This window comes from Streptomyces sp. NPDC001222 (assembly GCF_042896945.1).
GTDB classification, from domain to species: domain Bacteria; phylum Actinomycetota; class Actinomycetes; order Streptomycetales; family Streptomycetaceae; genus Streptomyces; species Streptomyces gibsoniae.
On sequence record NZ_JBIAXT010000007.1, the window covers coordinates 22462 to 46691 of the forward strand.

The following is a 24230-nucleotide window of genomic DNA, read 5'->3' on the forward strand; positions in this document are numbered from 1 at the left end:
CCGCCTCCGCGCCCCGCCAGGCCGGCCCCGAACTCGGTGTACCGGCGGGACGGCAGGCCCAGTCTGGCCGGGGTGAAGGTGGTCGAGGCCGTCGTTGGGGGTTCTTCACCGTCGTCCCGCCGGACAGGCCGGTCCTCGATCCCCGCACGATGGTGACCGAGCCCGCGTCCTGGGCGCTGCCGACTTTTCTCGTGAGGGGTGCCGACGACGAGGTCGCTGTAGCCGCCTCGGAGGTGCCCGGCGACGGGGCGCGGGCGGTCCGGGTCAGTCCGCGTGGGCCGGGATCCGCATCCGTACCCGGAAGCCACCGTCCGCCGTCGGGCCGGACTCGAGGGTGCCGTGCAGGATGTCGGCGCGTTCCTTCAGGCCCACCAGGCCCTGGTGCGCGCTCGGGAGAGGGAGGGCCGGACGGGACGGCGCGGTGTTGCTGATCGTCACGCCGACCTCGGGGCCGTCGTGCCACAGCTCGACCGTGGCCTTGGCCCCCGGTGCGTGCTTGCGGACGTTCGTCAGGGCCTCCTGCACCGTGCGGTAGAGGGCCCGCTGCGCGGGCGTGCCCACGGTGGGCGAGAGTTCGCCCTTCAGCTCCGCCTCGATACCGCTGGACGTCACCAGTTTTTGCAGGTCGGCCAGGGTGGGCTGCGGGGTCAGTTCGGTGACGTCGCCGCCGGAGGCGCGCAGCAGCGTGACCATGGTGCGCAGTTCGTCGAGCGTGCCGACGCTCAGCGCGCGGATGGAGCGCGCGGCCTCCCGGGTCTCCGGGTCCTTGGCGGCGACCTGGACGGCTCCGGCCTGCACGGCGATCAGGCTGACCTGGTGGGAGACGACGTCGTGCATCTCGCGGGCCAGCTGGGCGCGCTCGCGGGCGAGGACGGCCTGCGCGTGCAGGACGCGTTCGTGCTCCCTCGCCTCCTCGATCTCCGTCAGGCGCTGGGACAAGTCGCGGTGGGCCTGGACGAGTTGGCCGAGCAGGACGGGGGCGGCGGCGGTCGCCAGGGTGTAGACGAAGTCGACCAGGGTCCAGGTCCGGCCGAGCCATGTGCTCGGGCCCGGCGGCCAGGGGATCGCGGTGGCGATCGCCGACAGAGTCGCGCACACGGCGAGCAGACGGCGGTCCCGGTAGCGCACGGCCAGGGTGAACAGGGCCGCGAGCGGGGCGACGAGGGTGTCCTGTATCAGGGTGGCGGGCAGGGTGAGCAGGAAGACGATCAGCGGAAAACGCCGGCGCAGGGCGAGGGCGGCGCAGGCGACGGCGGCGAGGGCCAGCCCGAACGGCGTGTCGTCCGAGAGGTTGAGCCCCGCGTCGATCGCGGCGAGGGCGACCAGACCCGCGTCGACCACGGGCGCCGGTACGCGTTCCCAGAACTGCTTCCCTGCGGGCCGGGCGGTCGCCCCCGTGACCCCGGTGGCCCCGGTAGTCCCGGCGGCACCGGCCGTACCGGTCATCTCGATCACCGCCCTTCCCGGTCGGTGTCCAGCAGCCCGGCCCGCTGGGCGAGCAGGGCGGCCTGTACCCGACCGGCCACGCGCAGTTTGGTGAGGATGGCGCTGACGTGGTCCTTGACCGTGCCGGTGCCCAGGTGCAGACGGGCTCCGATCTCGGCGTTGGACAGCCCCTCGGCCAGCAGGACGAGCACGTTCCGCTCCCGGTCGGTCAGCAGCTCGACCCGGGCCACCTCCTCGTCGACGGCGGAGGGCTCGGCGCCGGGGTGGGTGTGCAGCAGGGTCCGGGAGGCCTGCGGGGACATCACCACGCCGCCGGCCGCCAGCGTGCGCACCAGCTGGGCCAGCTGGTCGGGCTCGGTGTCCTTGAGCAGGAAGCCGGCCGCGCCGGAGTGCAGGGCCGTCAGGACGTACTCGTCGGCGTCGAAGGTCGTGAGCATGGCCACGACAGGAGGGTCCGGCAGTGCGCGCAGCTCCCGCAGCACGGTGAGGCCGTCCACGTCCGGCATGCGGATGTCCAGCAGGACGACGTCCGGCCGGTGCTCCCGGACCGCGTCCAGGGCGTCCGCTCCGGTCGCGGTCGTGACCACCTCGATGTCGTCCGCCGCGTTGAGGATGAGGCTGAAGCCGGACCGGACCAGTGCCTCGTCGTCCACCACCGCCACCCGGATCACGTGCGCTCCGCCCTCCGGTTCGTCGCCCCCCTCCAAGGATCCGCCTCCCCGCCGTCCCAGGCATCCGTCTCCCACCGACCGGAGCCGGCCACCGCCCGCCGCTGTGCCGCACGCGCGGTCCAGCCGGTCGGGGGGCCGGTTGCCGCCGGTCGGCGGGGTTCACGCGGACTCCTGCCGGGTACCGCGCTGACCAGTACTTTTCCACTCTGGAATGCATGACATACGACGCAGTCCTCACCGTGCCCCGGGCCCGAGTGCCCGAGAGCGCCACCGGAGTACGGGAGAACGGAACACAGCAGAGCGGGCGGCCCTCGACGGGCCGCCTGGTCGGCGTGGACCTGGCCCGCGGTCTGGCTGTCTTCGGCATGTTCGCGGCCCATGTCGGACCCGACCCGGCCAAGGGTGGTGTCACCGGCTTCCTGATGGAGCTGGCGCACGGCAGGTCCTCCGCCCTGTTCGCCCTCCTGGCCGGCTTCGCGGTCGTTCTCATCACCGGGCGCCGTACGCCCAAGACCGGGCAGGCCGGCCGGCAGGCCGTCGCCAAGGTGATCATCCGGGCCGTCATCCTGCTGGCCGTGGGCAGCGCCCTGACCATGTGGGGCGCCCCGGTCGATGTGATCCTCGCCTTCTACGGGCTGTACTTCCTGCTGGTGCTGCCGCTGTACCGGCTCAGCGCGGGGCCGCTCGCGGCACTGGCCGTCGGCACGGCCCTGGTGTTCCCGCAGCTGGACTACGTGCTGAGGCCGCTGGTCAGTACCGGGCCCACCGCGGCCGGCCGGCCCGACGGCCTGGTCTCCCTGCTGGTGACCGGCAGCTACCCGGCCCTGACCTGGCTCCCGTTCGTCCTGGCCGGTATGGCCGTGGCCCGCCTCGACCTGACGTCGGCGGTCGTCCGTACCCGGATCGCCCTGACCGGTGCCGGTCTCGCGGTCGTCGGCTACGGAGGCTCGTGGCTGGCGCTGCACCTCGTCCCCGGTGCCCTCGACGCGATCGGGGCCTCCGGGGCGGGCGACGCGGCGGGGTCGGCCTGGTGGTCCGACGTCGCGGGCTACCCGACCGGCACCACCCCGGCCTGGCTGCTGGCCGCCTCCCCGCACAGCGAGACGACCCTGTCGATCCTCGGCAACACGGGCGTGGCGATCGCCGTCCTGGCGCTGTGCCTCTCCGCGGTGGACGCCTTCCCCCGGCTGCGCCGTCTGGCCCGTCCCGTCATCGCGGTCGGCACCATGTCGATGACGGCGTACGTGGCCCACATCGTCGCCATCCAGGCCCTGGGCATCGACGAGCTGCCGGGCCCGGCGCTGCACGTGCTGCTCGGCTTCATCGTGGCCGTCGCCGCCTTCGCCACGCTGTGGACGCGCTCCTTCCAGCGCGGACCTCTGGAGTGGGTGATGGGCAAGGCGACCGGAATCGCCCGGCACATCCCCTGACACCGGGCGGGGTGACCATCAGGCCGCCCCGTGACCGGACAGGCACCGCCCGCAACCGCTCGGCACCCGGCATCACGCCGGGTGCCGAGCCGGTTCCGGGCTCCTTCTGTGTCGGGTGCCATGGACGGCGCCGCCAACCGGGCGGGCTCGCAGGCGGTCCGGCCCGGTCCCGGGAGGAGGGTGCGATCGGTGCCCACACACTGGTGCCCTCGCGACCAGGCGGGAGACACGGTGGACGACCTCGGCCTTCGGAAGGCCCGGAAAGACCTCGGCACGGACGCCCACAGCGCCGCCCCTCAGCCGGGAGTCATCGGCATCGCGCTGGCCGCCGTGCTGACTGCCGCACTCGCCCAGGGTTCCTGGCAGTGGTTCGCCGCCTACCTCGGCGTGACGCTCCTCGCGTTGGTCTTCTGCTTCTACCGCCTGCCGGCGTGGGCGCCCGGCCTGCGCTCCGCGTACGCCGTGAACCTGATCGCCTACGCGGTGGTCGTGGGCCTGTGCGTCGCGATCATGCTGGCGCCGATGATGCAGCGCTGGTCATGGCTGTTCCCCATGCCGGGCACCCGCGCCCAGTGCCGTGAGCTGGGCAGGTACGAGCGCCTCCGGGTGGAGGCCACGCTCGGCGACCTCGCCGGACGCGACCCCGTGGCTCTGGCCCGCGCACAGCAGAGCCAGAGCCACACCGCCGTGGCCGACTGCCTGGCGTCCACCACGACCCTGTGGCTGCCGGTGTACGGGCTCGGAGCGGGCGTAGTGGTGGCTCTGGGCGCCTGGTCCCTCGGCCGGTCCCGGACGCGTGGCGGAGCCGGGAGCGCGGGGCACGAGGCGCCGGAGCGCTCGTCGCGTCCCCCGTCGTAGCCCGCCCGTGCCGTGGGGCGCTGCCGCGCCGGGTGGCCGGCCTCGGCGCGGTTCCGGTCCGGCGCCCGGCCCCTGAGCCGTCCGAAGAACGGCGTTCATCGGATCAGGTGACTTGCTGCGGCGCCTTTCACCCGTCCGCGTAAGACCCGCATGAACCGGGCGGCGGACCACCGCGAGGCCGCCCGTCATCCCCGCCTGTCATCCCTCTTCGCGACCGGCTGCCCTCGCCCGCATGTCGGTCCGCGCGGTGGTCAGGCCCGGCGGTTGCGGGCGAGGAGGCCGAACGTGGTGGCGGGGCCGAAGCGGTCCCCGAGCGACTGGAGCACATCCGACTGCGTCGACCAGTAGCGTCGCAGCTCCACCTGATGGAAGGCGGGTCGCAGGAGCCCCTGGAGGGCCGCCTCGTCCACCCCTTGCCGTACGACGTGGTACTCGGCCATGTCGGCCTCGTTCGTCTCGTCGTAGTGACCGCGCAGTCGGCGCGCCTGGGTGGCCAGTCCGCGCCGCAGGTTTCCCTGGCCGAGCCGCCACAGCAGATACGCGCCCCGGTCCAGCCGCATCGAGACACCCGACCGGCGCGGGTACCACAAGGGGTCCTGGACGCTGAAGAAGGCACCGCCGGGAGCGATACGGCCGACGAGGTGCTCGACGACACCCAGATAGTCGGGGATGTGGTGCAGCACGGAGATGCACACCACGGCGTCGAGCGGCTCCGCTCGCAGGAGCGCCGCTCCTTCCGGGTCGTGCGTGACGGTGACGCGCGGGTTGTTGCGGAAGCGGTGCCGGAGAACCGCCGCGCTGGGGGCGCTCATCTCCGTCACCTCGACCCTCGCCCCGGCCGCCACCAGATGGTCGGTGAAGGTCCCGTGCCCGGCACCGACCTCCAGGACCCGGCACCGGCCGTTCCGGTCGGTGACCTCGCCGACCAGGGCGTGCAGACCCGAGATCACCCGCTCACGGATGCGGTGATGCCGGATGTGCGGGGAGCCCTTGGCGTAGTCGTGCCCCTCGTCGTGGGCGCGCTCCTGAAGCTCCCCGATGGTGGGCCTGCTGAGGATTTCCGTCATGCGGGGACACTATTTCGGCCCCGCCGTCACGGGCCTGCCCTCCCGCGGCCGGAACGCGCAATTCACGCGTCCGGCCGCAGGCCGGCCGGCGGACGCGCTCAGTCCGTCCCGGTGAGTGTGATCGCGGCGGCCGGGCACACGCTCGCCGCCTCCCGTACGGCCGGGTGCTGCCCGGGCGGAGGTTCCGCGTCGCGGAGCCGGACGATCCCGTCCTCCTCCCGCTGGTCGAACACGTCCGGTGCCAGCAGCACACACTGACCGGCACCGCAGCACTTCGCCTCGTCAACCGTGATCTTCATGTCCGCCTCACCACCGCACCGGAAGTTCCTGGAGCCTGCCGACGACCAGTCCCTCCACCCTGCGCAGCTCGCCGGGCTCGACCGCCAGTTCCAGGTCCGGCAGACGGCGCAGCAGCACGTCGAGCACGCTCTGCAGTTCGGTGCGGGCCAGCGGCTGGCCCAGACAGGAGTGCGCGCCGGCGCCGAACGCGATGTGCGGGTTGGGGCTGCGGCCCAGATCCAGTTCGTCGGCGCCCTCGAACGCGCTCTCGTCCCGGTTGGCCGCGGCCATGCTGCAGATCACGGTCGTACCGGAGGGCACCACATCGCCCCCGACCACGGCGTCCTCGGAGAGAAAGCGCGGCAGGCCGAAACCGCCGTTGGGGTCGAAGCGCAGCACCTCCTCCACGGCCGTACGCACCAGCGACCGGTCGGCGAGCAGCCGCTCCCAGTGGCGGCGGTCGGCCAGCAGCAGGGCCACCATCTTCGCGATCATCCCGGCCGTGGTCTCGTGCCCGGCGACCAGCAGCGCCTGGGCGGTGGCGACCAGCGCCGCCCCGGACATCGGCCGTCCCTCGGCGTCGGTAGCGTCCATGAGCCGGCTCAGCAGATCGTCGCCGGGGTGTGCGCGCTTGCCCTCGACCAGCTCGCTGAGGTAGGCGGTGAACTCGGCCTGCGCGGTGTCGATCTCGGCCTCGTCGAACCGGGTGAGGCTGAGGCTGACGTCGGACCAGTGCGCGAACGCCTCGCGGTCGCTCTCCGGGACGCCGAGCATGTCGCAGATCACCCACACCGGCAGGGGGAAGGCCACATGGGTGACGAGGTCGGCCGGCCGGCCGTGCTCCAGCATCTCGTCGACGAGCTGCTCCGTCCGGGCCTCGATCCCGGGCCGCAGCTCGGACATGCGCTTGGCCGTGAACCACTTGCCGACCATCCGGCGCCATCGCTCGTGCCCCTCGGCGGCAAGCGTCCGCGACACCGGGCTGTTGAACAGTCCCCCCGACTCGGTGTCGGTGATCCGGGCCGCTCCGGGCGCGCTCAGCTCGCGGGAGAAGCGCGGGTCGGCGAGCACGCTGCGGACGTCCTCGTACCGGGTGAGCAGCGACGCCTCGTCGCCGCTGGGCAGCGTCACCCGCGCGATCGGGCAGGTCTGCCGCAACTCGGACCACTCCGGCGGCACCTGAAGGGCCGTCGGGGCGGCGAAGGGATAAGGCAGCGGCTCGGTCCGCTCGACGCGTCCGTCACTCATGACGACCTCCTGCTTCCGGGGTGCGGTTCCTGCTGTCAGGCCACCCCTTCCCAGAAATCAAGTCAATCGACTGACTTACGAACTTGGCCGATGTCGGACCGTCCTCCACCGGTCAGGGGCATGGGAGCACGGCGCCGAATGGCCCGTTCGCGTCGGGTCGCCGCCCGTCGGCGAGTGTCCGGCGGAGCCGGGCGCCGCCGCGCCGGGAGTGTCGGACACGCGGGGATTGTGCGACAGGTTCGTCACCACTCGGTCATCACAGGGGGGAGACCGTGATCAAAACGGGGAGCGTGCCGTTAGGCTGTGATCCGCTCCGGCCCCCCACCATCACCCGTTCCGCGGAGTCATGGCCGACGGCGGTCGAGCGGTCTCACGGCATTCGTCTCACGGCATGAGGATGTAACAACAGGTGCTGATCGCGGGCCGGTACGAGCTGAACACGACCATCGGACGTGGCGCGATGGGGGAGGTCTGGCGGGCGTACGACCAGATGCTCGGCCGGCCGGTCGCCGTCAAGGTCCTGCTGGCCCAGAACTCCGACCCCACCGCCGACTCCCGCTTCCGGCTGGAGGCCCAGACCGCGGGGCGGCTGCACCACCCCCATGTGGTCGGCGTCCTCGACTTCGGCGAGCACGACGGCCGGCTGTTCCTGGTGATGGAGTTCGTGGACGGCGACAGTCTCTCCCGGGTGCTCGCCGACGACGGTCCGCTGCCCGCGGAGCGCGTCGCCCGCATCGCCGCGCAGGCCGCGGCCGGGCTCGCCGTGGCGCACCAACAGGGCATCGTGCACCGGGACATCAAGCCCGGCAACCTGCTGCTCGACGCGGACGGCAGCCTCAAGATCGGCGACTTCGGCATCGCCCGCTTCATGGACGACCCCTCGGCCGCGCTCACCGCGACCGGGCAGATCGTCGGCACCAGCCTGTACATCGCGCCGGAGCGCGCCCTCGGCAAGCCCGCGGGACCCCCCAGCGACGTCTACTCGCTGGGCTGTGTGCTCTACCAACTCCTCACCGGCAAGCCGCCGTTCCAGGCCGACACCCCGATCGCGATCCTCCACCAGCATCTCGACAGCGCTCCCGTGCCGCTCCACCAGTTGGGCGTCTCGCTGCCGCCCGCCTTCGAGAACTATCTGCTGAGCCTGCTCGCCAAGCGGCCCGAGGACCGGCCGACCGCCCAGCAGGCCGCCGACTGGTTCGGCACCGGCGCCTGGCAGGGCCGCCCCGAACCGCTCCCCGTCATCGCCCCGCAGCAGCGCCACACCGCGGCGCCCGCCATGGAGCCGCCGGCGCTCCCCCGTACGGACTCCGGCCCGGCGACGACGTACAAACTCCCCTCCGCCGCCCCGGCCCCCGGCCATCGGGCGGCCCATCGCCAGCGCCCGCAGCCGGGCAGTCACCGGGACCGCCCCGCCACCACCGCTCAGCGGGAACGCCCCACCACGGGAGGCCGCCGCGAGCGCCCGGCCGCTTCGGGGCGCCGCGACCGCCAGTCGTCCGGCGGCCGACGCGCACAGCCCGCGCTGCGTACGTTCGTCGTGCAGCGGCCGCGCGCCGTGGGCCTGATCGCCGCGGCGGCACTCTTCCTCACGGCGATGTTCGTGAGCATGGCGGTGTTCTCGCCGGACAACAGCTCCGCGGAGACCCCGGACCAGACGCAGTCGAGCCCGGCGCCGCCGTCCCCCTGACCGTGTTCTGCCGACTCAACCACCTTGCCCGCCAAGGGGGTTGTGTTGACGGAACATTGACCAACCGAAGAGAAACGGCGACAGGCCCGGACTGTAGGTTCACCCGCATGCCCCCACAGCCCCCACGCCTGCCCGTACTCCCGTACCGCAAGCCCACCCGCGGCCGTGACTACTGGGTCCTCGACGACGTCCTGCCGAACGTGGACGAGGTGCGGGCCCGGTGCCTCGCCAAGGGCGAGGACGACTGGACCAAGGGGTATCCGTACACCCAGGAGAGCTGGCCGGGGCTGCGGACCATGCCCGGACTCGAACCGGACGAACTCGCCCACGTGGAACGGCTCGTGCGCAAGGAGACCGGCGCGCAGAAGCTGTGGCTGCAGACCGCGCCCGGCGGGGGCACCCTCAACCACAACTGCATCCAGGTCGTCGGCAAGGACGAGGGCGAGCCCCGTCCGCACACCGACTCACGGGCGCTGTGCCGCTACGCCGCGGTGCTCTATCTCAGCCCGGACATCCCCAAGGACTGCGGCACGAGCTTCTACCGCCAGCACCTGCCGGGCGGTGTCCTCGGCGGCAACATGGTGCAGGCGCCGCACACCAACCTGGTCGAGGCGCTGGGCACGCGCTATGTCTCACCGGACGCGTTCACCGAGGACGTGCGCGTGCCGCAGCGCTACAACCGACTGCTCCTCTACAAGGCCAACATCATGCACAGCGCCACCGGTTACTGCGGAAGCGAGCTGGCGGACAAGCGCATGACGGCCGTCTTCTTCTGGATGGCCTGAGCGGCCGAAGGGCCGGGGTCAGCCGAGGCCGAGGCTGGAGAGCGCCGTCGTCCAGTCCGTGATGATCGCGTCCTGGGCGTCCGACAGGTTGACCTCCCCCGCGCACACGGCCTTCTTGAGCTTGTTCTCGACGACGTCCTTGTCCGCCGAGGTCTCGTCGCCGTAGTGCGGCTCGGGCCACAGGTTCAGCTCGCTCCTGGGCGCACCGCCGAGTTCGAGCGGTACGAAGTGGTCTTCCTCGTAGTCCGAGGTGCTGGTGTCGGAGTAGCCGTACTCGACGATCTGCTTCTTCTTCAGGGCGGTGGTGTACGAGCTGGACGGCCGTACGGTCGCGGTCCAGCCGGAGACACAGATCGTCGACCCGATGGTGGACTGGGTGACGTCCGGGTTGAGGGCGCCGGGCTGGCAGGCCGGGTCGGGGAGGGGGAGGTAGGCCTGGCTGCACGACTGCGCGTGCGCGGTGCCGGCGGTGACGCCGAGGCCCGCCGCGGCGAGGGCCAGGGTGGACAGGGTGGTGACCAGGGGGCGGGATATTCGGGACATGGGGTCTCCCGGTGTGGTGCCCGGCGGAGTACCGGGCGGTCGTGAGCATGACAGCACCGGCTGCTCTATGCGGGTAGACCCCTTTGCGGGACCGGGAGACCCTTGGTTGAACGTTTGTCCACGCGTGACCGGGCATGGGAGAGCCATGGGCCGGGCTTGGGCGGTGGTTCACCCTCCCGTACGGCCGGGCGCGAGGCGGAAGGTCAGCGCGAGGGCAGAAGCGGCAGATCGTCCGTGTACCCGTTCACCGGCCGGGCGATCCGCTCGACGGTACGGGCGTCGAGCGCGACGGGCGCGGAACTCGTGCCCAGGGTTCCGCCCGAGTGCCAGGTACCCGTGACGGCCACCCAGGTGTTGGCTGCCAGGGCCGGCTTCCCGTACATCCGCACCTTCACGGACTGGGCGTCCGCGGCACAGCACGAGATGATGATCCGGGTCAGGTACCAGCCGCCACCCCGCTTGTCGGGCGTGACGAAACCGGACATCTGCACGCTGCGCCCCTTGATGGCCTGTCCCCGGTCCTGCTGCACCCGGGTGGTGAAGTCCGTGAGGGTCATCGGCAGCGGCGAGGTCCGGGGCAGCGGATCGAAGTGCTCCTGCTCCTTGACCGCCTTGGGCGCCTCTCGGGTGGCGGTGTACGCGCCGAGGGCGGGCGGGGCGAAGAAGAGCAGGCTCAGCGCGGGCAGGAACAGCAGCCAGGCGATCCGGGGGGTGCCGGAGTGGTCGTGGCCGTGGCTGTGGCCGCGATCGTGGTCGCCGTGGTCGCTGTGGGCGTCCCCCGGCCGTCCGGCGGGTTCGCCGTGGCCCGAGCGGGACCGGCTCCGGCCCGACAGGGCGTCGACCACCCCCAGCACCAGCAGCAGCACCCCCGACGCGATCAGCAGCGGCCGCAGCCCCTCCTTCACATACCTGAGGCACAGGTCGGTGAAGAGTGAGGCGTGCAGCAGGCCGAGGCCGCTGAGGACGAGCAGGGTCACCTGGACGGGACGCTTCACAGCAGAGCCGCTCCGATCAACGAGCTGCACAGGATGGCGACCACGGTCGTCGCGGTGGAGAACCGGGCCGCGAAGTCCCGGCCGAACGTGCCCGCCTGAAGGGCGATCAGCTTGAGGTCGACCATCGGCCCGACCACCATGAACGCCAGCCGTGCGACCGGCGAGAACCCGCTCAGCGACGCCGCCACGAACGCGTCGGCCTCGGAGCACACCGCGAGGACGACCGCGAGCCCGGCCAGGAAGAGCACCGACAGCCAGGGGGATCCGGAGAAGGTGTCGAGCACGGAACGCGGGACGGCCACGTTGAAGGTGGCCGCCGCCATGGCGCCGACCACCAGGAACCCGCCCGCGTGCAGGAAGTCGTGCTGGAAGCCGAGCCGGAACTCCGTCCAACGGCTGTGCCCCGGCTGGTGTCCGGTGTGCCGCGCGGCGGGCCGCAGCCACTCCTCGCGGCCCAGCCAGAGCCAGAGCCAGCCCATCACGGCGGCGGTGGCGAGCGAGGCGAGCAGCCGGGCCAGCACCATGGCGGGGTTGCCGGGGAAGGCGACCGCGGTCGCCGTCAGCACCACCGGGTTGATGGCGGGGGCCGAGAGCAGGAACGCGAAGGCGGCGGCCGGAGTCACCCCACGGCGGATCAGGCTGTTCGCGACCGGCACCGACGCGCACTCACAGCCGGGCAGGACGACACCGGCCACACCGGCGACCGGCACCGCGAGCACGGGCCGACGGGGCAGCACCTTGCCGAACACCCGGGCCGGCACGAACGCGTTGATCGCGCCGGACAGTGCGGTGCCGAGCAGCAGGAAGGGCAGCGCCTGGACGACGACGGCGAGACACACCGTCCGCCAGGCCTGCATGGCGGGCACGTTCAGCGAGCGGCCGAGGAGGAGCAGTACGGGGCCCGCCAGGACGGCCGGTCCGAACAGCAGCGGCCAGGGCAGCGGCCGTCGGCCGGGCGCGTCGGCGGTCGCCACGGGGACCGCGCCGGCCGGCTCGGCCTCGGTCTGCGCGGGCAGCGCATCCGTCTTCTGCATGGCAACCCCGAATGTCCGATGTTCGGACTGAACATAGCGGGTGCCGAGCGGAGCACCCCGGCAGCGCCACGCATCCTCTTCCGGCACACGAACCCCAGGGGCAGGCCCCATGACCACGGACTGCCGTGCGCGCGGGCGCAGGTCCGGGCGGCGCGGGGCCCGCCCGGGTGTGACGACCCCCACAGCGTTGTCCGTGGATTTTGCCAGCGGAAAAGGTTCCGGGCCCCGCCACCCGCGTACTTCTGGGCGTCCGAACAACCAGGAGGTGCCATGCGCATTTCGCGGAACGCGGCCGGAACCCTCTTCGTGGCGGGCGCCCTGACACTCACGCTCACGGCGCTCGTCTATCCCTCGATGCTGGGAGTGCAGACCGTGTCGAGCGCTCCTTCGCGTGTCATCGCCAACACCTCCTCGGGGCCGCTGACCGAGGCGGACCGCGATTTCGTCGTCAAGGTGCGGGCCGCCGGTCTGTGGGAGTTCCCCTCGGGTGAACTGGCCCTGAAGAAAGGCACCACCCCGGCCGTGCGCACCGCCGGTGCGCATCTGGTCAACGGGCACGCCAACCTCGACGAGGCCGACCGGAAGGTCGCCGCTGCGCTGGGCATCACGCTGCCCAACCAGCCGAGCCCGCAGCAGCAGGGGTTCGTGCAGACGCTGACGGTGGACCAGGGCAAGAAGTTCGACGAGGATCTCGCCAACATCCTGCGGGTGACGCATGGGCAGATCTTCCCGGTCATCGCCAACATCCGTGCCACCACCCAGAACACGCTGGTCCGCCAGCTGGCCGATCAGGCGAACGACACGGTCCTCGACCACATCACGGTGATGGAGCAGACGGGCCTGGTGAACTTCGACAACGTCCTGTTCCAGGAGACGACCCCGCCGAAGCTCCCGAAGAGCGACACGACCCCGCCGGCCCCCGCGCCCGGCGAGCCCACGGTGGTCCTCTCCCCGCCCGCGGGCTTCACGCCGCCGCCGTCCACCGCTCCGTCCCCGGTGCCCACGACGGGCTGACCCTCAGGATCCGCCCGGCCACGGCCGTCGGCGAGCGCGCGCCCCCACAGCGCGCCCGCCGACGGCCCTTCGCGTTTCATGCCTCAGCCGGCGGGGTCCGCAGGGCGAAAGGGTGGGCCCGGCGCTCCTCGGGGGATAGAAGCGCCGGGCCCAGGGAGGATGGTCACAAGGACGCCGGAGGCGTCATGCGCGGGTGCGCGAGGAGCGGCGCCGGGTGACGACCGCGATGGCCGCGCCGGCCGCGACGAGGGCCGCGGCGCCCGCCGTGAGCGGGAGCGCGTCGCTGCCGCCACCCGTCTCCGCGAGGCCGCCGGGCGGGGTGGACGAACCGCCGTTCGGCGTCGGCGCGGGGGGCGTGCTCGACTCCTGGGCGGGCGGGCTGGACGGCGAGGCCGGGGTCGCGGGCGTCGACGCGGGCGGGGTGGTGGCCGGCACGGACGCGGGCGGCGTCGAGGCGGGCGGCGTCGAGGCGGGCGGCGTCGAGGCGGGCGGGGTGCTCGGCGGCTGGGCCGTGCAGTCCTGCGCACCGCCGTTCCAGGACGCGATCAGCTTGTCCTTGATGACCGGGCGGTCCGGGCCCTTGGGCAGGTCACCGTGCTCGAAGCCGTCGTTCGCCTTGAAGTCGCCGTCGAACTTCACCTTGCCCCGGTACAGGTCGATCTGCGCGAAGCAGCTCGCGTCCGGGACCGAGATGTCCAGCGTGTCGGTGTCGCCCGGCTTCACCGTCACGGAGTCGAAGTCGTGGAAGACCTGGAGGCCGGAGGTGCCGAAGGTGGCCCCGTGCGCCCGGTAGGCGGCGAGCGAGGCGGTGCAGGTCGTGGCGTCGCCCGCGGCCCGTACCTTGATGTGGACCTTGCCGTCCTCGGTCGGCTTCAGGTTCTGGTCGTCGACCCGCACCGAGTCGGTGAAAGAGGTCCCGTCCAGCGAGAACTGGCACCGGTCGTTCTCGGTCACCGTGCCCGGGCCCTTGCCGGACGTGTAGCCGTGGCCGGCCTTGTCCCAGCCGTCACCGCCGGGCGTGTCCGAGGCCCAGGCGGCGGCGCCCGTGACGGCGGTGAGAGTGAGCGCCGCAGCGCCCGTCCCGAGCAGGCGGCGTACGGTGACACGGCGCGCAACGGACATGCGTTCCCCCAACTTCGTGGGCTGTGCCCGGACCAGGGCAGCGGGCAGCACAAGGCCGCCGGGACCGTGGCCGGGAGGTGTGGTCGAAGAGAAACACTGGGCTCACTGGTCACATGAGCCACAGTTCGAGCACATAGTCGATCACAACCGATCAACTGTCAACCTCGTTGAAGACACTACGAGTTCGGGGGCCCATCACATTTCGGCCACATCAGGAATGAAGCCTTCCGGCCCCCTGACGAGAGCCCGGCAGCGGGGAGAGGCACCCGCGCCCCAAGGTCCGCACGATGGGCCGCCGGGAGGCCGGGGGCCGTACTCGGCGCCCTACTCGGCGCTCTGCTCCGCCGGCTGCGCGAGACCGGCCGTCCACTTCTCCTCGATGCGGCCGACCTTCCACACCACCAGCGCGACCGCCCACGTGGCGAAGAACAGGCCCACGATCACGAAGCCGACGGTGTTGAGGTCGACGCCGGCGATCCAGTCCCAGAACGCCCCGTGCAGCCCGAGCTTCTCGGAGAACAGGCCGAGCAGCTCGACCGTGCCGATGAGCAGGGCCACGGCGACCGAAAGACCCGTGATGGTGAGGTTGTAGTAGACCTTCCTGACCGGCTTGGAGAACGCCCACTCGTACGCGAAGTTCATGAACGACCCGTCGATCGTGTCGAGCAGCGACATTCCGGCCGCGAACAGGACGGGCAGACAGAGGATCGCGTACCAGGGCAGCCCGGAGGCCGCACCCGAACCGGCCAGGACGAGGAGCGCGACCTCCGTCGCGGTGTCGAAGCCGAGCCCGAAGAGCAGGCCCAGCGGATACATCTGCCACGGCTTGCTGATCGACTTCGTCACGCGGCCGAGGAGGCGGTTCATGAAGCCGCGCTTGTCGAGCTGCTCTTCGAGGGCCGCCTCGTCGAACCCGCCCGACCGCATCTGCCGGAAGACCTTCCAGATGCCGGCCAGGATGACGAAGTTGATTGCGGCGATGAGGTAGAGGAAGGTCCCGGAGACCGTCGTGCCGACGATTCCCGTGACGTCGTGCAGTTCGGAGCGTTCGTCGCGGACCGGACCGGCGACCGCCTTCACGCCGAGCGAGAGCAGCAGAGCCAGCACGAAGACGACGCTGGAGTGGCCGAGCGAGAACCAGAAGCCGACCGACAGCGGGCGCTTCCCCTCACCCATCAGCTTCCGGGTGGTGTTGTCGATCGCCGCGATGTGGTCCGCGTCGAAGGCGTGCCGCATCCCCAGCGTGTACGCGGTCACGCCGATACCGACGCCGAAGTAGTCGGCGCCGACCTTGTAGTGCTCGGGCGCGACGATGCCGACGAGCGTGAACCAGCCGATGACGTGCAGCGCCAGGACGAACGCGGCCATCCCGCCGAGCCGGCCCCACTCCTGCCGTGTGATGGGCATCCGCATCCGGGAGGAGGACGGGGGCATGGAGTGGGGCCTTTCTTCGCGGGTGCTGCAATCCCCTGCTTCTCCGGGTACTGCAATCTCCACCTTGCTGCTTGATTCAGCTACTTGCAAGAAAGTCGCAGTAAAGGCTCGGGGCCGCCGACAGAGCCGCACGCGGCCCTGGTGATCCGCAACTCGTCCTCCATACGAGTGACTTCCGGGATCCTTCCGAGTGCTTGGGAACTTCTTTACCTTTGCGGCCGGTTCAACGGGCATCGAGCCGGCGCACGTCACGAGCGGGCACCGGCCGGTGGGAACGGACGACGAAGGCGATCGGTAAGGAGCGACACCGCCATGGTGTTCAAACGGCTGCTCGGGGCGATCGGCGTGGGAGGCCCCTCGGTGGACACGGTCCTGGACGGCGGCGCGGCGCTGCCCGGCCGGACGCTGTCCGGGCAGGTGCATCTGCGCGGCGGCGGTTCGGCCGTGGAGATCGAGCACATCGGGCTCGAGTTGGTCGCGCGGGTGGAGGCCGAGCACGAGGAGGGCGAGAGCGAGGGAGCGGTCACCTTCGCCCGGTTCACGGTGGGCGGCGGCTTCCGCCTCGGCGAGGAGGAGCAGCGCTGCGTCCCGTTCAGCGTGCCCCTGCCCCTTGAGACCCCGATCACCGAGTTGTACGGACAGCAGCTGGGCATCGTCCTCGGTGTGCGCACGGAGCTGGCGGTGGCCGGCGCCAGGGACAAGGGCGACCTGGACCAACTGGCGGTGCGCCCGCTGCCGGTCCAGGAGGCGATTCTGGAGGCCCTCGGACAGCTCGGCTTCGGCTTCCGCTCGGCCGATCTGGAGTACGGCCGCATCGGCGGCACCGGCCAGCAGCTGCCCTTCCACCAGGAGATCGAGCTCACCCCCGCCCCGCGGTACGCACACGCGGTGAACGAGATCGAGCTGACCTTCCTGGCCTCCCCCGAGGGCGTGGAGATCGTCCTCGAGGCCGACAAGCGCGGCGGCCCCTTCTCCTCCGGCCATGACGCGCTCACCCGCTTCACCGCCGGTCACCACGAGGTCCACACCCGCGACTGGTACGCGGAGGTCGACGGCTGGATCGGCCAACTGATCGAGCATCGGGCCGCATACGGTCCGGGGGCGATGTACGGGGCCCCCGCCCCCACTCCGTACACCGGCCACCACGACAGCCATCACGGCGGGCACTACGGGGGCCGGCACGGAAGCCACCACGACGGCCGTCACGGCGGGCATCGTTCCGGACCCGGTGTCGGCACGGCGGTCGCCGCGGGTGCGGCGGGGCTGGCCGTCGGGGTCGTGGGCGGACTGGTCGCGGCCGAGGCGGTGGACGAGATCGAGGACTTCTTCGAGGGAGAGGAGGACGAGAGCGGGGACGACTAACCCATCCGCTCCACGGCCTCCTTGGCCTCCTTCAGGCCGGCCCCGGTGACCTCGCGGTACTGCTTGATCGCCTGGATCCGCCTGCCCTCGCGCACCAGGGCGGTGACCCCGTCCAGGTCGGCGTCGGCCGCGTCCAGTCCCATCCGGTCGAGGATCAGGTCGAGTTTCTGCTCGATCCGGGCGACACGACGGTCGGTGCCCCGGATTCTGCCTTCGACACCGATGACGGTCGTGAGGAGGAGCGCGCCCAGCACGCAGAGACCCACTATTTCCATGGCCCGCGATCCTAGGAGCGGCCTGTGTCCCGGTCCCGTCGGCCGCGCCGCGCGGGGCATGTGGTGTCGATCACTCGCCGAGAAAGGCGTCGATCACGGCGAACGTGGCCTCCGGCCGCTCGATATGGGGCAGATGGCCCGCCTCGGGGACGACCACGAGGCGGCCGTCGCCGAACGCGGCGGCGTAGGCCGCCCCGTAGGCGGGCGTGACGATGCGGTCGCTCTCGCCCCACAGCGCGAGGACGGGGATCCGGACGCGTCCCAGGCGGCGCAGCAGCTTCGGGTCGTGCATGGACGGGCCGCCCGCGAAGGTGCGCAGGGCCGCCATGTCGGCCTGGCGGGCGGCGAGTTGCGCGGCGGGGACCTCGGCCGGGTCGACATAGAAGCGCTCCGAGTCGTGATAGGCGTACTCGGCGACGCCGCGGGCGTCGAGGGCGAAGAAGTCCGCGATCGGTTCGTCCTCGACCGCGACGCCGACGGCATCCACCAGCACCAGTCCGGTGAGGATCCCCGCCTGGTCGCGAACGGCCATCTCGGCGGCGATCCAGCCGCCGAGCGAGGATCCGACGACCAGCACATCGCGCAGCCCCCGGTCGTGCAGGAGGTGGAGATAGGCCAGGGCGAGATCGTCGATGCCGGTGAACCAGTCGGGACGCGGTGTGCCGTTCCATCCGGGATGGGTGGGGGTGATGACATGCGCGGTCCGCGCCAGATGGTCCGCGAGTCCGGTGACGGTGGCCGGGCCTCCGCCACCGTGCAGGACCAGCACGGTGCGTCCGGTCCCGGATTCGGCGAGGGTGAGGCTCACTTCGGGCTGCACGACGTACGGGTGAGATGTGGTCATGCCCCGAGACTAACTAAGCATGTTTATATAAGCAACCTTAGTCACGGTGTTAGTCTGGCTCCATGGCCCCTGAACCGCAGATCCTCGGCAGAGCCGTCAAGCAGGCCCAGTACCGTCAGCACCGGGCCCTCGACAGCCGGCTCGCCGGCATCGGGACGACCCTGGCGCAGTGGGACGCCCTGCGGGCGATCAGCCGTACCCCGGGCGCGACCGCACGGTCGCTGGCGGCCGCGACGTTCCAGAGCGAGCAGGCCTTCGGCACGCTCGCCGGGCGGCTGACGGCCCAGGGCCTGATCGACCGGCGGCCGGGACACGGCCGGCGTATCGAGCACCACCTCACACCGGCCGGGGAGGAGACCCTGAGGGCGGGACACCGGGTCGCCGACGAGGTCCTGGCCGAATGCTTCGCGCCGCTGTCCGAGGACGAACGGACGACCCTGCTCGGCCTGCTGAACCGGCTCACGGAGGAGGAGCGGGCGGACCGCTGAGGCGCCGGACGCCCCCTAGCCGGAGCCGCCCGTTCCCGACTCCGGGGACGGCACGACCCGTGCGCCCGTCCCCTCGGACGCGCGGGTGGTCGGCTCGGGCGACAGGCCGGTCGCGGAGGTCGAGGTCGGCTCCGGGATGCCCCCGCCGTCCTCGACGAGGACCACGTCCCCCACGCGCAACCGGGTGTACAGCCACTTGGCGTCCGTGAGTCCGAGACCGATCCAGCCGCCCGTCGTGTCGTAGTTGCCGGGCGCCTTGAAGTCGTAGGTCAGAGCGCCGATGAAGGTGCTCGTGCCGTCGTCCGCGCGCAGCTCGATCACCCAGGGGATCTTGACGTCGGCAGCGCCGCCGGCACCGCCCTTGATGCGGAGGTCCTCGGCGGACAGCGTCGTGATGTCCTGCCGGGCGGTGACCGTCATCCGTCCCGTCGGCGTACGCGTGCCGAACGCGCCCGCGGAGACGGACAGCGCACGGTCGCCGACGAGGAGGACCCGCTTGGCCAGATACACCGTGGCGGAGGGCTCCGCACGGGTGCTCGGGGTGCTGGTCGGGGGCGCGGCCGGGGAAGGCCGCTCCTGCCGGTCGGTGCCGGTGAGGCCGAACAGCAGCGAGACACCCAGAGCCGTCACGACGGACACAGCCGCGGCCGCGGTGGCCGCACGGCGGCGGCGGAGTACGTCCGCCCGGCGGCGGACCTCGGCACCGGAGACCCGGGGCGGAATCTGCCCGGACTCGGCCAGTTCACGCAGCCCGGTGATGAGGTCATCGGACACGGTCGTCCTCCCTCTCCCCCTCGCCGGTGGCCAGTTCCCGTGCCAGCGCCGCTCGCCCACGGGACAGCCGGGCCTTGACCGTCCCCACCGGAGCACCGGTTTCGGAGGCTACCTGCTCCACACTCAGGTCGCACAGATGGTGCAGAACCAGGGCCATCCGCTGCGCCTCGGGCAGTTTGCGCAGAGCGCCCACGAGCAGGGCCCGTTCGGGGTCGGGGCCCGGCGTGTGCTCCGGGGGCGGAGTGCGGCGCACCAGTTCAAGCCAACGTCGCGCCCGCCGCCAGCGGCTGACCGCCAGTCGCATCGCGACGGTCCGTATCCAGGCCTCTGGCGCACCCTCGGCGAGAAACTCGCGCCGCCGGTCCCAGGCGCGGACGAACGCCTCCTGCACCACGTCCTGCGCCTCGCCGTGGTCCCCGGTGAACGCGTAGAGCTGGCCGGTCAGCCGGGGAAAGGCGGCGGCGTAGAAAGCGTCGAACTCTTCTTCGGTCATGCCCCCGCCACGTCCTCGGTCATGCCCCGGCCCCGTGCTCGTTCATGGCCCCGCCCCGTACCCGCTCATGGCCTTCCCCCGCAAAGGCCCCCGGCCCGTCGGGGGGTCGCCGAATTCCCGGATGCCCCGTGCAACCCGTCTGTCCCCCCCGTGCGTACAGGTCTCGTACGCCGCACATCGAAACACACCGCAGGGAGGAACAGGTGACCACCAGAGCCAGGAACCGGCGCCGTGCGTCCGCCCGGACGGCCGCGCTCGTCTGCGCGCTGACGGTGCTCGCGGGGCTCGCGGGGCTCGCGGGGCTCGCGGGCTGCGCCCGGACGGCCGTACCCATGGCGGCAGCCGGGGCAGCCCCGGCCGGTCGGCCGAACGTGTCGGCGACGGCGCCCGACCGGCCGAAGCCCCCATCCGGACACTGCGGTCGGCTCGGCGGTCGGTTCGAGGAAGGCCGTCACGGCGGGCTTCGACTCCGCAGCAGGGAGCATCGCCCGGGTGGGGAGCACCGTCACATCAGGAATTCCCGCGGGGTGTCATCCCGGGGGAGAGCGCCGGGAGTTTGCAGGGGTGGAGAGGAGCTCTCCGACCGTAGGCACCCGTCCGGACCGCACAAGGTCCGTAGCAGGCAAGGAGTTTCCCGTTCATGACACGGATACCGAAGTATCTGGCCGTCGTGGCCGTCACCGCGGCTGCGGCCGGAACGCCCGCGCTGTCGTACGCCGCCGCGCAGGGGACGGCGGCGCACGGCCCGGTCACGAGGACCGTTCCGCTGAAGACCGTGGTGAAGACGGCGAAGAAGGCAGGAGCGAAGAGGACCGCACCGCCGCCCCGTGTCGTCGCCCCCGGCGAGCATGTCGTCGCCGCCCCCGATTTCGAGGTCTGGCTCACCCCTGAGGGCAAGTACTGGAAGTCGCCCTTCATGGACGAGCCCGGGTTCCGCAGCGTCGTCGACGGCAACATCGACCTGAACACGCCCAGCGTGGGCATGCAGGCCGAGATCGGGAACGGCCACGCCTATCTCTCCGGCATCTACGCCGGCGGCAGGACCACCGCGTCCCGTGTCGTGGTCGAGACCAAGGCCGGGACCGTGCGCGGCCGGCTGGTGCAGCTCGCCGGCGAGCACCGGTGGGGCGCCTGGTACGCCACCTCCGACTCCTCGACGTCCGACCCCGACTTCGTCACCCAGGTCACCGTCTACGACACCAAGGGCAAGGTCTACGCCCGGCTGAAGCCGTGATCACCGGGCGGGGGACCCGGCCGGTCCCCCGCCCACCGGCCTTCCTCGGCCCCCCACGTATCCCCGATCCAGAGGAATCGCGCCCGTGCCGCAGTACGAGACATCCGCAGCCTCCGCCGGAAGCCCCGACTTCGCCGGTGGCACGGACTTCGCCGGACGGACCGAGGTCGCCGGAAGACCCGAGGCCGTCGGGGGCGGCGACTTCGCGTCGTACGCGGCCGCGTCCTGGGCCCGGCTGGTGCGCACCGCGTCCCTGCTCACCGGCGACTTCCACGAGGCAGAGGATCTGGTGCAGACGACCCTGGCCAAGGTGTTCGCGCGCTCGGGGCGCATTCCGCTCCACGACGTGGACTTCTATGTGCGGCGCGCCCTCGTCAACAACAACCTCAGCCGGATCCGCAGAAGGCGGGTCGCCCATCTGCTGATGCCGTTCCTGCCCGAGCGGGTGCATCAGCCGCAGGCGGGACCCGACGAGTCGGTCGAGCGCCGGGCCGCGGTCATGGAGGCGCTGGCCGCGCTCTCCGCCCGGCAGCGGACCGTCCTGGTGCTGCGCTACTGGGAGGACCTCAGCGAGACCGAGATCGCCGAGCTGCTCGGCTGCTCCCTCGGCACGGTCAAGACCCATGTCCGGCGCGGCCTCGCGGCCCTGCGCGCGCACCCTGCCTTCGAACCCTCCGATCGTCCCCGCCCCGTATCCGGAGCCCGCCGATGAACCACTCCAGGACCGAGACCCCGCCGCGCGCGGCGGCCGCCGACGCCGGGCTGCTGCGCGAGGCGCTGGCCGAGAGCGCGTACGCGATCACGCCCTCCCGGCCGCCGCTGGCGGCCGTCGAGCGCGCGGGCCGGCGGATCCGGCGCAGGCGACGGGCGGCCGTGGTCGGTGCGGGGTGCGGACTGCTGCTGGTGCCGCTGACCGTACTGGCGCTGCGCGGCACGGGCTCCGACGCCGACCGGGTCCCGCCCCCGGCGGCGAGCGCGGCCGCGTCGCCGTCCGTGGTCGCCGGGAAGGTACGGGTGGTGACGCCCGGCGAGCGGGTCGCGGTGGGGATGGGCACCGAACTCTGGCTGGCCCCGGACGGGCTGTACTGGAAACGGCCGGACCTCCCAGTCCAGTCCCAGAACATCACCGACGGCAACATCGTGATGGACCAGGCGGGAGTCGAGATGCGGACGTACGGCGAGAAGACCGGCGCGCTCGTGTTCGGCACCTTCCACGGCAAGGGCGAGGCGGCACGCGTACGGATCGAGACCGCTGACGGCGACGTCGAGGGCACAGCCCTCACCCTCGCGGGCAGCCACGGGTGGGGCGCCTGGTACGCCGCACTGAAGCCGTCCTCCACCTCCCGGGGCCCGTTCGACGGCGGCGCGCGAAGAGTCACGGTGTACGACGCGGCAAGCGTCGTCATCGCACAGACGGACTTCCTCCGGTGACGGCGGTCCGCCGCGCGGCGGCGCGCCTGCGATCCCTGGCCGCCCGCACGAGGTCGGGAACGGGGGCCGGCCGGATCTCCGCCCGGCACCGGCGGCGGCTCGACCGGGCGACGCGCGCCCGCCGTGGCCGGGGCCGCCGGCTGCGGCGGGCGGGGGCCGCCCTTCTCGCGCCGCTGCTTCTGCTCGCCGGTGCGCTCGTGGTGGCGTACGAGAGGACGGTCATCCCCGAGCCGCACCCGGAGACCGCGATGCAGTCCACGGTCTTCGTCGACGAGCACGGCGGCTATCTGGGCCGGCGCGGTCCGGTGGACCGCCAGGAGGTGCCGCTCTCCCGGGTGCCGCGCCTCGTGCAGGACGCGGTCATCGCCGCGGAGAACCGTTCCTTCCGTACGGATTCGGGGGTCTCGCCGCGCGCCGTCCTGCGCGCCGCGGTCTCCACGCTGAGCGGCGGCGAACGGCAGGGCGGCTCCACCATCACCCAGCAGTATGTGAAGAACGCGCTGCTCAGCCCCGAACAGTCGCTGACCCGCAAGGTCCGGGAGGCGCTGATCGCCGTCAAGCTGGACCGCACCCGCTCCAAGGACCAGATCCTGGAGGGCTATCTGAACACCGTGTACTTCGGCCGGGGCGCGGCCGGCATCCAGGCCGCCGCGCGCAACTACTTCGGTGTGGACGCCCAGGCCCTGACGGTCAGTCAGGGCGCGGCGCTGGCGTCCGTCATCAACATCCCCTCCTACTACGAGCGCGCGGGCTCCGATCCCAAGGTGACGCGGACGCTGGTCCGCCGCTGGGAGTGGGTGCTGGACGCGATGGCGGACAGCGGTGCCCTCACGGCGCGCCAGCGTGCCGAGGCCCGCTTCCCGGCGTTCCGCTTCTATCCGCCGGGCGACACGGACGGACAGCGCCAGTACCTGATCGACGTGGCGCAGCGGGAGGCCGCCGACCGGCTCGGTATCACCGTGGACCAACTGGCCCGCGACGGCTACACCGTGCGCACCACCTTCGACCCGGCCGCGCAGGACGCGGTGGCGCAACGGGCGGGCGAGGGCGTCCCCGGTCTGGCGAAGGGAGCCCGGCTGCACGCCGCGGTGCTCGGGATCGTGCCCGGCGACGGGGCGGTCCGGGTGCTGTACGGCGGCGCGGACTACGCGCACCAGCCGTTCAACGACGCGCTCTCGGGCGCGGTGGAGGCGGGCACCGCGCTTTCGCCGTTCACGGGAGTCAAGCTGGACGGCCCGCTGGCCTCCCTGCCGAGGACGGCGGCCCCGAGCCCGCTGCGGCTGGCCTCGGCGTACGCGGCGATGGCGGCGCGGGGCACCTACGCGGCCCCGTACACGGTCGAGCGAATCAGCCGCGCCGGGCGCACGGTGTACACGGCGCACCCGGACACCCGGCCGGTCGTGCCGGCCTACGCGGCCCGGCTGAGGGGCGAGTACGCGACGGCGGTCCCCCCGGCGCCGGGTGTGACCGAGCCGACGCCCGCCGGCTTCTCCGGCGGCTTCTCCGGCGGCGCGGGCACCGGCCCCGGCGCCCGCACCCTGTGGACGACGCTCTCCACCCCCGCGCTGAGCACGACGGCGGCCCTGTTCGCCGAGCGGCCCGCCCGGGACGGGCACCCTCCGGCCCCGGCCCATCTGCCGTCCGGCGCGGGGGCCCTCGGGAAGGCGCTGGTCGGGCAGGCTCTCACGGGGGCGGACAGGTGACGCGCGCCCGCCC

General features: G+C 72.3%; 25 protein-coding genes. 11 read left to right on the top strand and 14 right to left on the bottom strand.

The window, feature by feature from the left end; all coding sequences use genetic code 11:
• Positions 1-264: 264 nt before the first annotated feature.
• Both ACFY2Z_RS12250 and ACFY2Z_RS12255 read right to left on the bottom strand, forming a co-directional pair.
• Positions 265-1455, bottom strand: coding sequence for a sensor histidine kinase (locus ACFY2Z_RS12250; protein ID WP_390744104.1), 1191 nt, complete (start codon positions 1453-1455; stop codon positions 265-267).
• Positions 1452-2117, bottom strand: a complete 666-nt coding sequence (locus ACFY2Z_RS12255) for a response regulator (protein WP_390744336.1) — start codon at positions 2115-2117, stop codon at positions 1452-1454. Before ACFY2Z_RS12255 ends, ACFY2Z_RS12250 begins: the two co-directional genes overlap by 4 nt.
• Before the next feature lie 215 nt (positions 2118-2332).
• Between ACFY2Z_RS12255 and ACFY2Z_RS12260 the strand changes: the two genes are divergently transcribed.
• Positions 2333-3547, top strand: coding sequence for a DUF418 domain-containing protein (locus tag ACFY2Z_RS12260; RefSeq protein WP_390744105.1), 1215 nt, complete (start codon positions 2333-2335; stop codon positions 3545-3547).
• A 189-nt stretch (positions 3548-3736) separates the two neighbouring features.
• Complete coding sequence (locus ACFY2Z_RS12265) at positions 3737-4405, top strand: hypothetical protein (RefSeq protein ID WP_390744106.1); 669 nt, start codon at positions 3737-3739, stop codon at positions 4403-4405.
• 251 nt (positions 4406-4656) lie between these two features.
• On the opposite strand, the gene ACFY2Z_RS12270 is transcribed toward ACFY2Z_RS12265, so the two are convergent.
• The 3 genes from ACFY2Z_RS12270 to ACFY2Z_RS12280 form a co-directional block, all read right to left on the bottom strand.
• Positions 4657-5472 (bottom strand): class I SAM-dependent methyltransferase, encoded by an 816-nt coding sequence (locus ACFY2Z_RS12270; protein WP_390744107.1) that lies wholly within the window; start codon positions 5470-5472, stop codon positions 4657-4659.
• A 98-nt stretch (positions 5473-5570) separates the two neighbouring features.
• Positions 5571-5771, bottom strand: coding sequence for a ferredoxin (locus ACFY2Z_RS12275; RefSeq protein WP_390744108.1), 201 nt, complete (start codon positions 5769-5771; stop codon positions 5571-5573).
• A gap of 7 nt (positions 5772-5778) precedes the next feature.
• Positions 5779-6999, bottom strand: a complete 1221-nt coding sequence (locus ACFY2Z_RS12280; RefSeq protein ID WP_390744109.1) for a cytochrome P450 — start codon at positions 6997-6999, stop codon at positions 5779-5781.
• A gap of 409 nt (positions 7000-7408) precedes the next feature.
• Here ACFY2Z_RS12280 and ACFY2Z_RS12285 point away from each other — a divergent pair, with 409 nt between their 5' ends.
• Both ACFY2Z_RS12285 and ACFY2Z_RS12290 read left to right on the top strand, forming a co-directional pair.
• A complete protein-coding gene (locus ACFY2Z_RS12285) occupies positions 7409-8686 on the top strand; it encodes a protein kinase (RefSeq protein ID WP_390744110.1) in 1278 nt (425 codons plus the stop codon).
• A 107-nt stretch (positions 8687-8793) separates the two neighbouring features.
• Positions 8794-9471, top strand: a complete 678-nt coding sequence (locus tag ACFY2Z_RS12290) for a DUF6445 family protein (RefSeq protein WP_390744111.1) — start codon at positions 8794-8796, stop codon at positions 9469-9471.
• Between the two features lie 18 nt (positions 9472-9489).
• On the opposite strand, the gene ACFY2Z_RS12295 is transcribed toward ACFY2Z_RS12290, so the two are convergent.
• The 3 genes from ACFY2Z_RS12295 to ACFY2Z_RS12305 all read right to left on the bottom strand — a co-directional run bounded on the left by ACFY2Z_RS12295 (position 9490) and on the right by ACFY2Z_RS12305 (position 12043).
• Entirely contained in the window at positions 9490-10014 is a 525-nt protein-coding gene (locus ACFY2Z_RS12295) for a hypothetical protein (RefSeq protein WP_390744112.1), read from the bottom strand.
• Between the two features lie 203 nt (positions 10015-10217).
• Positions 10218-11009 carry a TIGR03943 family putative permease subunit gene (locus ACFY2Z_RS12300; protein ID WP_390744113.1) on the bottom strand — a complete coding sequence of 264 codons (792 nt, stop codon included), beginning with the start codon at positions 11007-11009 and terminating at the stop codon, positions 10218-10220.
• Positions 11006-12043, bottom strand: coding sequence for a permease (locus ACFY2Z_RS12305; RefSeq protein WP_390744114.1), 1038 nt, complete (start codon positions 12041-12043; stop codon positions 11006-11008). Before ACFY2Z_RS12305 ends, ACFY2Z_RS12300 begins: the two co-directional genes overlap by 4 nt.
• 270 nt (positions 12044-12313) lie before the next feature.
• Here ACFY2Z_RS12305 and ACFY2Z_RS12310 point away from each other — a divergent pair, with 270 nt between their 5' ends.
• A complete protein-coding gene (locus ACFY2Z_RS12310) occupies positions 12314-13057 on the top strand; it encodes a DUF4142 domain-containing protein (protein WP_390744115.1) in 744 nt (247 codons plus the stop codon).
• Positions 13058-13240: 183 nt separating this feature from the next.
• On the opposite strand, the gene ACFY2Z_RS12315 is transcribed toward ACFY2Z_RS12310, so the two are convergent.
• On the bottom strand, positions 13241-14179 hold the full coding sequence (locus ACFY2Z_RS12315; protein ID WP_390744116.1) for a hypothetical protein: 939 nt from the start codon (positions 14177-14179) through the stop codon (positions 13241-13243).
• Between the two features lie 324 nt (positions 14180-14503).
• Positions 14504-15613 carry a HoxN/HupN/NixA family nickel/cobalt transporter gene (locus ACFY2Z_RS12320; protein ID WP_390744117.1) on the bottom strand — a complete coding sequence of 370 codons (1110 nt, stop codon included), beginning with the start codon at positions 15611-15613 and terminating at the stop codon, positions 14504-14506.
• 312 nt (positions 15614-15925) lie between these two features.
• Between ACFY2Z_RS12320 and ACFY2Z_RS12325 the strand changes: the two genes are divergently transcribed.
• On the top strand, positions 15926-16975 hold the full coding sequence (locus ACFY2Z_RS12325; RefSeq protein WP_390744118.1) for a sporulation protein: 1050 nt from the start codon (positions 15926-15928) through the stop codon (positions 16973-16975).
• Here ACFY2Z_RS12325 and ACFY2Z_RS12330 read toward each other — a convergent pair.
• Entirely contained in the window at positions 16972-17250 is a 279-nt protein-coding gene (locus ACFY2Z_RS12330) for a ribosomal protein L7/L12 (RefSeq protein WP_390744119.1), read from the bottom strand. The genes ACFY2Z_RS12325 and ACFY2Z_RS12330 overlap by 4 nt on opposite strands.
• Positions 17251-17320: 70 nt before the next feature.
• Positions 17321-18094: an alpha/beta fold hydrolase gene (locus ACFY2Z_RS12335; protein ID WP_390744120.1), complete on the bottom strand. Its 774-nt coding sequence runs from the start codon at positions 18092-18094 to the stop codon at positions 17321-17323.
• Positions 18095-18156: 62 nt separating this feature from the next.
• On the opposite strand from ACFY2Z_RS12335, the gene ACFY2Z_RS12340 reads away from it, so the two are divergent.
• Complete coding sequence (locus ACFY2Z_RS12340; RefSeq protein ID WP_390744121.1) at positions 18157-18582, top strand: MarR family winged helix-turn-helix transcriptional regulator; 426 nt, start codon at positions 18157-18159, stop codon at positions 18580-18582.
• A 15-nt stretch (positions 18583-18597) separates the two neighbouring features.
• On the opposite strand, the gene ACFY2Z_RS12345 is transcribed toward ACFY2Z_RS12340, so the two are convergent.
• Both ACFY2Z_RS12345 and ACFY2Z_RS12350 read right to left on the bottom strand, forming a co-directional pair.
• Positions 18598-19356, bottom strand: a complete 759-nt coding sequence (locus ACFY2Z_RS12345; protein ID WP_390744122.1) for a L,D-transpeptidase family protein — start codon at positions 19354-19356, stop codon at positions 18598-18600.
• Entirely contained in the window at positions 19346-19849 is a 504-nt protein-coding gene (locus tag ACFY2Z_RS12350; RefSeq protein WP_390744123.1) for a SigE family RNA polymerase sigma factor, read from the bottom strand. The genes ACFY2Z_RS12345 and ACFY2Z_RS12350 overlap by 11 nt, the downstream gene beginning before the upstream one ends.
• 640 nt (positions 19850-20489) lie before the next feature.
• On the opposite strand from ACFY2Z_RS12350, the gene ACFY2Z_RS12355 reads away from it, so the two are divergent.
• The 4 genes from ACFY2Z_RS12355 to ACFY2Z_RS12370 all read left to right on the top strand — a co-directional run bounded on the left by ACFY2Z_RS12355 (position 20490) and on the right by ACFY2Z_RS12370 (position 24217).
• A complete protein-coding gene (locus ACFY2Z_RS12355; protein WP_390744124.1) occupies positions 20490-21083 on the top strand; it encodes a hypothetical protein in 594 nt (197 codons plus the stop codon).
• A gap of 85 nt (positions 21084-21168) precedes the next feature.
• Positions 21169-21795: a SigE family RNA polymerase sigma factor gene (locus tag ACFY2Z_RS12360; RefSeq protein WP_390744125.1), complete on the top strand. Its 627-nt coding sequence runs from the start codon at positions 21169-21171 to the stop codon at positions 21793-21795.
• Positions 21792-22514, top strand: coding sequence for a hypothetical protein (locus tag ACFY2Z_RS12365; protein WP_390744126.1), 723 nt, complete (start codon positions 21792-21794; stop codon positions 22512-22514). The genes ACFY2Z_RS12360 and ACFY2Z_RS12365 overlap by 4 nt, the downstream gene beginning before the upstream one ends.
• A complete protein-coding gene (locus ACFY2Z_RS12370) occupies positions 22511-24217 on the top strand; it encodes a transglycosylase domain-containing protein (protein WP_390744127.1) in 1707 nt (568 codons plus the stop codon). Before ACFY2Z_RS12365 ends, ACFY2Z_RS12370 begins: the two co-directional genes overlap by 4 nt.
• Positions 24218-24230: the final 13 nt, after the last annotated feature.